The following is an 8434-nucleotide window of genomic DNA, read 5'->3' as shown; positions in this document are numbered from 1 at the left end:
GCGCCACACACGGTGTCAGCGAAAAATTGACTGCCGGCCTGCTATACGCATTGGACGCGCGGGACCTGCTCGGCGCCGGCGCATACGAGGCGTTGCGGGGAATCGGGCTCCGCGAGGTCAACGACGTATTCAGCGACGCGAATCGCTATGGGGCATCGGCTTCTTCGCCCCTCGGATCCGAACTCACGCGGCAGGAAATCGTGCTGGGAGCGTAGCCGGAGATCGCGATAAAACGCTTCGCCGAGACCATCGTTCTAGCGACGACTCCGTCTACGGCGCGGTCGCGTACCGCTGCAGCGTCGGGCCTAGCCACTCGACGAGTTCATCGGAGCTCATGGCGACCACGGGAGGCAGTCGTAACACGAAGCGACACAGCGCCATTCCGAGCACCTGCGTCGCGATCAGGCCAGCCCGACGGGGGGCGTCGTCGGGGATGAACTTGCCGATCGCGGGCAACAGCTGCGCGGCGAAGATGTCCTTCATGCGCTGAGCCGCGTCGGCATTCGTCGTCGCCGAACGCAAGAGAACCACGAGCGCATCGTCGTCCTCCCACCGCTCGAGGAAGTGCGCCACCAACGTCGCACCCAAGTCGGACGGCGCAATGTCGGTCAGATCGGGGAACCTCAGGTCGAACTCCGCCGCCGCCGCGAACAGCTGGTCCTTGTTGCCGAAATAGCGCATCACCATTGACGGATCGATGTTGGCTTCGGCCGCGATCGCCCGGATGGTGGCCGCTTCGTAGCCGGATTGGGCGAACCGCTCCCTCGCCGCGGCGAGGATGACGGCCTTGGTCTGATCAGCCTTGCTACCCATGCCAACGAGTGTAGGCCAACGTGTGTTGACTTTTTCCAACTAACAGCACACCATGAGAATACCAACGCCTGTTGGCATTTCTCACACGAAGGAAATTTCCGTGAACGACACCGACGTACTCATCGTGGGCGCCGGTCCCACCGGGCTCACCCTGGCCGCGTCCCTGCTGCTCAAGGGCGTGAGCGTGACGCTCGTCGACCGCCAGCCCGAAGGCGCCAACACGTCTCGCGCCGCCGGGGTCAACGCCCGCACCCTGGAAGTTCTCGATGGTCTGGACGTGACTCGCCGGCTCCTCAAGGAGGGCATCGAAGCGCCCAGGTTCGTCATTCGCGACGGCGCCAGGGTGCTCCTGAAGATCGACTTCAGCGGGCTGATCACCGACTATCCGTTCACGCTTCTGGTCCCCCAGTCGACGACGGAGCGCCTGCTGCTCGACCGCGTGCGCGAACTCAGCGGCGACGTCACCCGGCCCAAGGTGCTCACCACGATCACGCAGGACGCCGACGGGGTCACCGCGTCGTTCACCGACGGCGACACGGTCCGGGCGCGGTATCTCGTCGGCGCCGACGGGATGCACAGCACCGTCCGCGAACAGGCGGGGATCGGTTTCTCCGGTGGCGCATACGAACACTCGTTCGTGCTCGCCGACGCGCGACTGGGCGGTGACGCGCCCACCGACGAGGTGCGCCTGTTCTGGGCCAGTGAGGGCCTGACCGTCGTCGCGCCTCTGCCCAACGGGACCTTCCGCGTCGTCGCCCCCGTCGACGATGCTCCCGAGCAGCCCTCAGTGGAATTCGTCCAGGGACTGCTCGACTCCAGGGGTCCTGGCGGCATCACCGTGACCGAGGTGGCCTGGGGCTCGCGGTTCCGCATCCACCACCGCGTCGCCGACACCTACCGGGCGGGCCGCATCCTGTTGGCAGGCGATGCCGCCCACGTGCACAGTCCCGCGGGCGGCCAGGGCATGAACCTCGGCATCCAGGACGCGGTCGTTTTGGCCGACACCGTTACCGCAGTGCTCTACGGCGGACCCGACGCGCTGCTCGACGCCTACAGCGCCGCCAGACGCCCCATCGCCCAACAGGTCGTCGAGTTGACCGACCGACTGACCACGCTCGCCACACTCCCCCGAACCCTTCGTCCGGCGCGAAACGTGTTGCTGGGCTTGGTCGGTCACATCTCACCGGCGACCCGCACACTGGCGTCCCGATTGTCGGGGTTGGCGTATCGCTGATCCGGGCACCCTGATCGCATGACCGAGCCCAAGACATACCCCCACGGCGTCCCCAGCTGGGTGGACACCGTCGCGCACGACCTCGATGGAGCCAAGCGCTTCTACGGGGGGCTGTTCGATTGGACGTTCACCGAGGCCGTACCCGCCGAGGCGCCTGGCCACTACCTGATCGCCACCATCGGCGGGGAGGACGTCGCGGCGATCGCCTCGCCGGACTCCGAGGACGAGGCCGTCACGTGGCGCACCTACATCGCCGTTGACGACGCCGACGCCACCGCCAAGGCCGTCGAAGCGGCCGGCGGCACCGTGACCGTGGACCCCCACGACGTTGGCTCCGCTGGGCGTCAGGCCGTGTGCGTCGATCCCCGCGGCGCCGAGTTCCGGCTGTGGCAGGCGCGCAAGCGACTCGGCGCGCAACTCGTCAACGCGCCGGGGGCGTGGAACTTCAGCGACCTGCAGACGCCCGATCCCCACTCGGCAGCGACGTTCTATTCACGGTTGTTCGGCTGGGAGGTCGACGACGTCGGATACGCGACGATGGTCCGCAGGCCCGGATACGGCGACCACCTCGCTGCGACGGTCGATCCCGACATCAGGCAGCGACAGGCGGACATCGCGGCACCGGCGGGCTTCGAGGACACCGTCGCGTGGATGCGCATCATTCCGGAGGGACACCCCGAACACTGGCAGGTGACCTTCGCCGTGGCGGATCGCGACGCTTCCGCGGCGACGGCCGAGGATCTCGGGGCCGCCGTGATCGCCTCCGAGGATTCAGAGTGGACGAGGACCGCGACGGTCCGCGACCCGTACGGTGCGGAATTCGTGCTGAGCCAGTTCACCCCGCCCAAGGGCTAGTTCGGCCCGGCGTCGGGTCTGAATCCACAGCACGGCGGTCGCGATGGCAGCCTCCGCCACCGAGATGGTGGTGGCGGCGACCATCAGCGTCGACATGGGGCTCGCCTGCCCCACTGCCATCACCTGGCCGTGATGGTGCCCCGGCATCGACCAGTGCACGGCAACCATGCCGAGGTTCATCACGGCGACGATGCACCACACCCGTGGCGATCCCGCCGTCCACAGCTCGCGCGCGCAATAGAGGCAGGCCACCGCCATGACGACGATCAGCACGGCCACCGCTGCGTGGCCCGCATCGCCGACCATCAACCCATGCAGGACGGCCGAGGCCGCCGCCACCAGCGCACACGTCCGACGGCCGAGGACGGCGGACCGGTGCGTGGCGGACATGGCTCAACTCTCGCAGCAGTGCGGCTTCGGTGCCACCCCTACAGGCCGAGAAGCCGAACGCTCTCGGCACGCATGTCGACCTTGCGGACCTTGCCGGTCACCGTCATCGGGAACTCGTCGACGACGTGGACGTAGCGCGGAATCTTGTAGTGCGCCAACCTTCCGTCGGCGAAGGCGCGCACCGCGGCGGCATCCAGCGGCGTGGCACCCGGCCGCATCCGGAGCCAGACACAGATCTCCTCGCCGTACCTGGGGTCGGGAACACCGATCACCTGGGCATCTTCGACGTCGGGATGGGTGTAGAGGAACTCCTCCACCTCGCGCGGGTACACGTTCTCACCGCCGCGGATCACCATGTCCTTGATGCGGCCCACCACGTTGCAGTAGCCGTCGGCCCGCATCACCGCCAGGTCACCCGTGTGCATCCAGCCATCGGAATCGATTGCCTCCGTGCTGAATTCGCGCCCTCCGGTCGCATCGCGTCCTCCGGATCCTTGCCAGTATCCGAGCATCACCGAATACCCGCGGGTGCAGAACTCCCCCGGCTCTCCGCGCTCCACCACCCCGCCCGTTTCGGGGTCGACGATCTTCACCTCGACGTGGGGGTGGGCCCGGCCGATCGAGGAGGTGCGCCGGTCCTCGTCGTCGTCGATCAACGTCTGGCACGACACCGGGGAGGTTTCGGTCATGCCATACGCGATCGCGACCTCGGTCATGTTCATCTCGTTCACGCAGCGTTTCATCACCTCGACGGGACAGACCGCGCCCGCCATGATGCCCGTGCGCAGTGACGACAGGTCGCGCTGGGCGAAGTCGGGGTGCCCCAGCATGGCGATGAACATCGTCGGCACGCCGTAGACACCGGTGCACCGTTCCCGTTCGATCGCCGCGAGCGTTGCCCCCGGATCGAAACCGGGCGCCGGAATCACCATCGTCGCCCCGCGCGTCGTGCAGCCCAGGTTGCCCATCACCATGCCGAAGCAGTGGTAGAAGGGCACCGGGATGCACAGCCGGTCTTCGGGACCTAGGTTGATCAGACCGGTGACGAAGTACCCGTTGTTCAGGATGTTCCGGTGTGACAGGGTCGCACCCTTCGGGAAACCCGTTGTGCCCGAGGTGTACTGGAGACTGATCGGGTCGTCGTTGGCCAGCGCGGCGAGCCTGGTGCGCAGCGCAGTCACGGTGACCGCGTCGGCACCGTCGCGCAACTGCTGCCAGTCGTCGGTGCCGAGGAACACCACGTCGGACAGCTGCGGCGTCGCCGAGCGGACCTCGGCCACCATGCTGCAGTAGTCCGACGACTTGAACGCCGTCGCGGCGATCAACGCGCAGGCGCCGGACTGCTCGAGCACGTAGGCCAACTCGTGGGTGCGGTAAGCGGGATTGACGTTGACCAGGATCCCGCCGATCTTGGCGGTCGCGTACTGGACGATCGTCCACTCGGGACAGTTCGGCGCCCAGATACCCACACGGTCGCCCTTCTCGATGCCGCGAGCCATCAAACCCCGTGCAATGAGGTCGATTTCATCGTTCAGCTCGGCGTAGGTCCAGCGTCGCCTGCCCGCGACGTCGACCAGAGCCTCGACGTCCGGGTACCGCGCGGCGGTCCGTTCGAAGTTGGCGCCGATGGTCTCGTCGAGAACGGGGACGTCGGTGGGGCCCGCGTCGTAGGACTTCATCGCCAGTCCACCAGATCCTCGTAGCGGTACTCCGTGGCGATCGGCGTGCCCGCCCGATGCGCGTCCTCCTCGCGACGGCGCAGCTCGACGCGACGGATCTTGCCGGAGATGGTCTTCGGCAGTTCGAAGAACTCGACCCGACGCACCCTCAGGTAGGGCGCCAGGTGGTCGCGCGCATGCTCGAGGATCGCCCGCGCGGTGTCGGCGCCCGCCTCCCATCCCTCGGCCAGCGCGACGTACGCCTTGGGTACCGCGAGCCGGGTGGCGTCGGGCTGTGGCACCACCGCCGCCTCGACGACGGCAGGGTGCTCGATCAGGACGCTCTCCAGCTCGAAGGGCGACACCTTGTAGTCCGACGACTTGAACACGTCGTCGGTGCGGCCGATGTAGGTGATGTAGCCGTCGTCGTCGCGGCTCGCGACGTCCCCGGTGTGGTAGTAACCGCCCGCCATCGCGGCGTCGTTGCGTGCCGGATCGCCGACATATCCGGTCATCAGGTTCAGCGGACTTGCACCGAGGTCGAGGCAGATCTCGCCCTCGTCTGCAGGCTCACCCGAGCGGGGGTCGATCAATACCACCGGCACCCCGGGCATCGGCCTGCCCATCGAGCCTGCCTTCACCGGCTGGCCCGGAGTGTTGCCGACCGACAGCGTCGTCTCGGTCTGGCCGAAGCCGTCCCGGATGGTCAGTCCCCAGGCCCGCTCGACCCTGGCGATGACGTCGGGGTTGAGCGGCTCACCGGCACCGAGGATCTCGCGCAGCGCGTCGGGCCTCGTGCCGAGGTCGTTTTGGATCAGCATCCGCCACACCGTCGGCGGGGCACAGAACGTGGCGACACCGGCCCGCCGGATCTGATGCAGCAGCGCGGCCGCGTCGAACCGGCCGTAGTTGTAGACGAAGATGGTCGACTCGGCGATCCACGGCGCGAAGAAACAACTCCAGGCGTGCTTGGCCCAGCCCGGCGAGCTGATCGCCAGATGCACGTCGCCGGGGCGCAGGCCGATCCACGCCATCGTCGACAGGTGCCCCACCGGATAGCTCACCTGGGAGTGCTCGACCAGTTTGGGCCTGCTGGTGGTGCCCGAGGTGAAGTAGACCAGCATCGAATCGTCGACCGTGGTTCCGGCGGTGAGGGGTCCGGCGGCCCGAACGTCATCGGCGTCGGCGTAGGAATGCCAGCCGGCAACGGCCTCCCCGACCACGATCCGGGTGAACTCTCCGACGACACCGTCGAACTTCGCGGTGTCGGCAGTGTTGGCGATCACGGCACAGGCGCCGCCGCGGGTGATTCGGTCCGCGAGGTCGGCGGGTCCGAGTGCGCTGGTGGTCGGCATGATGACGGCGCCCAGCTTGGCCACCGCCAGCATCGACTCCCACAGTTCGACCTGGTTGCCGAGCATCAGGATGACCCGGTCCCCCTTGCCGGCGCCGAGGCCCGCGAGCCAGGTCGCCACTCGGTCGGAGCGCTCCGCCATCTCGGCGAATGTCACCTTCTGCTCGGAGCCGTCCTGCTCGACGATCCACAGGGCGAGCCGGTCTGCCGTGGAGGGTTCCCGGGCGATGACGTCGAACCAGTCCGTCGCCCAGTTGAACGCGCCCGTCAGCTGCGGCCACGCGAAGGTGTCGACCGCCTTGTCGTAATCACTGATCAGCTCGACGAGCTGATCGCGGGCGCTGCGATAGAGATCGGTGTTGGTGCCCATGCCACCAGGATCTACGTCATGCCCCGCGGCTGCGGCGGATTCCGGAGTTTCGGCGCACGGGAGCGCGCCGCGTCAGGCCAGCGACTCGACCCACGCCCGGTGCAACGCGGCGTACCTGCCGTCGCCGAGGATCAACTCCTCAGGCGGGCCGTCCTCGACGACGCGACCGTGCTCGAGGACCAGCACCCGGTCCGCGACCTCGACGGTGGACAGGCGGTGGGCAATCACCACCGCGGTGCGGTCGGCCAACACGGTGGCCAGGGCCCGCTGCACCAAGCGCTCGCTGGGGATGTCGAGCGACGAGGTCGCCTCGTCGAGGATGAGCACCGCAGGGTCGGCGAGGAACGCGCGTGCGAAGGCGATCAGCTGCCGCTGGCCCGCGGACAACCTGCCGCCGCGCTTGGCCACGTCGGTGTCATAGCCGTCGGCGAGCGCGTCGATGAACCGGTCCGCGCCGACCGCCTCGGCCGCCTTCCGCACCTCGGCGTCCGTCGCGTCGGGGCGACCGAAGCGGATGTTGTCGGCGACGGTGCCCTCGAACATGAAGTTCTCCTGGGTGACCATCACGACGTGGCGACGCAGGTCGGCCTGCGCTAGGTCGCGCAGGTCGACGCCGTCGAGGGTGACCGCACCGGAGGTGGGGTCGTAGAACCGGGCGATCAGCTTGGCGATCGTGGTCTTGCCAGCGCCGGTGGTGCCGACGAGCGCCACCGTCTGCCCCGCGGGGATTCGCAGGTCCAACTCCGGCAGCACCGGTCGGTCCGGTACGTAGCCGAACCTTACGTCGCGGAAGCCGATGTCGCCGTTGACATTCGACAACTCGACCGGCCGCTCGGGGTCCTGGATGCCCGGCGCCTCGGCCAGCACGCCTGCGATCTTCTCCAGCGCAGCGGCAGCCGACTGGAAGGTGTTGAAGAACTGCGAGATCTCCTGCATGGGCTCGAAGAAGATCCGTAGATACAGCAGGAACGCGGTCAGCGTGCCGAGCGTAACCTCACCGTGCAGCACCCGGTAGCCGCCGTAGAGCAGCACGCCGCCGGTGGCGATGTTGCCGACCAGCCGCACTGCCGGCATGAAGACCGCGAGCAGCTTGAACGCCCGCTCGTTGATGTTCTTGTACTCGTCGGCGACGTCGGTGAAGATCTGCTGATTGCGCGGCTCGCGGCGGTAGGCCTGCACGGCCTTGATGCCCGTCATGGTCTCGACGAACTGGACGATCACGAGCGCCGCGCTCTCGCGGACCAACTTGTAGGTCTTCGACGACTGCGTGCGGAACCACCCGACCAGCAGCACCAGAACGGGGAAGGCGCACAGGCACATCAGGCCCAGCTTCACGTCCAGCACGACGAGCAGCACCGACGTTCCCAACAGCGTCAGGACGGCGGTGATGAGACCGTCGAACCCCGTCTCCAACATGTCCTGGATGGCTTCGACGTCGTTCGTCGAGCGGGCCACCACACGGCCGGAGGTGTAGCGATCGTGGAAGGCCACGTCGAGTCGCTGGAAGTGCCGGAAGATCCTGCGGCGCAACTCAAGCAGCACCTCCTGGCCGATCCGCCCGGCGCGGCGCAGGAAGAACATCCGGCTGATGGCCTGCACCAGCACCACACCGCACAGCGACGCGACGATCAACAGGAGTTCCCGTGCCGAACCACCGTCGACGATCGGCGGGATGCCGTGGTCGATGCCGCGCTGCACCAGCAGCGGCACCGACAACCGCGCGGCGTTCTCCACCACCACGACGATCGCCAGCAGCGCCA

General features: G+C 67.7%; 7 protein-coding genes and 1 pseudogene. 3 read left to right on the top strand and 5 right to left on the bottom strand.

The window, feature by feature from the left end; genetic code table 11:
* A pseudogene (locus QOI01_RS28620) lies at positions 1–215 on the top strand (hypothetical protein); the annotation flags it as partial.
* A gap of 55 nt (positions 216–270) precedes the next feature.
* Here the strand turns inward: QOI01_RS28620 and QOI01_RS28615 are convergent.
* On the bottom strand, positions 271–813 hold the full coding sequence (locus tag QOI01_RS28615) for a TetR/AcrR family transcriptional regulator (RefSeq protein ID WP_526386525.1): 543 nt from the start codon (positions 811–813) through the stop codon (positions 271–273).
* A gap of 100 nt (positions 814–913) precedes the next feature.
* Between QOI01_RS28615 and QOI01_RS28610 the strand changes: the two genes are divergently transcribed.
* Positions 914–2047: an FAD-dependent oxidoreductase gene (locus QOI01_RS28610; protein WP_526386524.1), complete on the top strand. Its 1134-nt coding sequence runs from the start codon at positions 914–916 to the stop codon at positions 2045–2047.
* A gap of 18 nt (positions 2048–2065) precedes the next feature.
* A complete protein-coding gene (locus QOI01_RS28605) occupies positions 2066–2902 on the top strand; it encodes a VOC family protein (RefSeq protein WP_526386523.1) in 837 nt (278 codons plus the stop codon).
* Here QOI01_RS28605 and QOI01_RS28600 read toward each other — a convergent pair.
* From QOI01_RS28600 to QOI01_RS28585, 4 genes are all read right to left on the bottom strand, one after another.
* Positions 2819–3292 (bottom strand): hypothetical protein, encoded by a 474-nt coding sequence (locus QOI01_RS28600; protein WP_526386522.1) that lies wholly within the window; start codon positions 3290–3292, stop codon positions 2819–2821. The two genes, QOI01_RS28605 and QOI01_RS28600, sit on opposite strands and share 84 nt — an antisense overlap.
* A gap of 38 nt (positions 3293–3330) precedes the next feature.
* On the bottom strand, positions 3331–4971 hold the full coding sequence (locus QOI01_RS28595) for an AMP-binding protein (protein WP_526386521.1): 1641 nt from the start codon (positions 4969–4971) through the stop codon (positions 3331–3333).
* Complete coding sequence (locus QOI01_RS28590) at positions 4968–6674, bottom strand: AMP-binding protein (protein ID WP_526386520.1); 1707 nt, start codon at positions 6672–6674, stop codon at positions 4968–4970. The genes QOI01_RS28595 and QOI01_RS28590 overlap by 4 nt, the downstream gene beginning before the upstream one ends.
* Positions 6675–6746: 72 nt before the next feature.
* Positions 6747–8434 (bottom strand): ABC transporter ATP-binding protein (locus QOI01_RS28585; RefSeq protein ID WP_526386519.1); only part of this gene is annotated, 1688 nt, incomplete at its 5' end.

Origin of the sequence: Mycobacterium sp. (assembly GCF_032162605.1) — a bacterium.
Classification (GTDB): domain Bacteria; phylum Actinomycetota; class Actinomycetes; order Mycobacteriales; family Mycobacteriaceae; genus Mycobacterium.
Note: the sequence above shows the minus strand (reverse complement) of the source record. Positions and strands in the feature narration are given on the sequence as shown.

Bases quoted from the DNA above. Each gene is read 5' to 3' on its own strand.
- QOI01_RS28615 (WP_526386525.1), bottom strand. From the start codon at position 813: ATGGGTAGCAAGGCTGATCAGACCAAGGCCGTCATCCTCGCCGCGGCG.
- QOI01_RS28605 (WP_526386523.1), top strand. From the start codon at position 2,066: ATGACCGAGCCCAAGACATACCCCCACGGCGTCCCCAGCTGGGTGGAC.
- QOI01_RS28600 (WP_526386522.1), bottom strand. From the start codon at position 3,292: ATGTCCGCCACGCACCGGTCCGCCGTCCTCGGCCGTCGGACGTGTGCG.
- QOI01_RS28595 (WP_526386521.1), bottom strand. From the start codon at position 4,971: ATGAAGTCCTACGACGCGGGCCCCACCGACGTCCCCGTTCTCGACGAG.
- QOI01_RS28590 (WP_526386520.1), bottom strand. From the start codon at position 6,674: ATGGGCACCAACACCGATCTCTATCGCAGCGCCCGCGATCAGCTCGTC.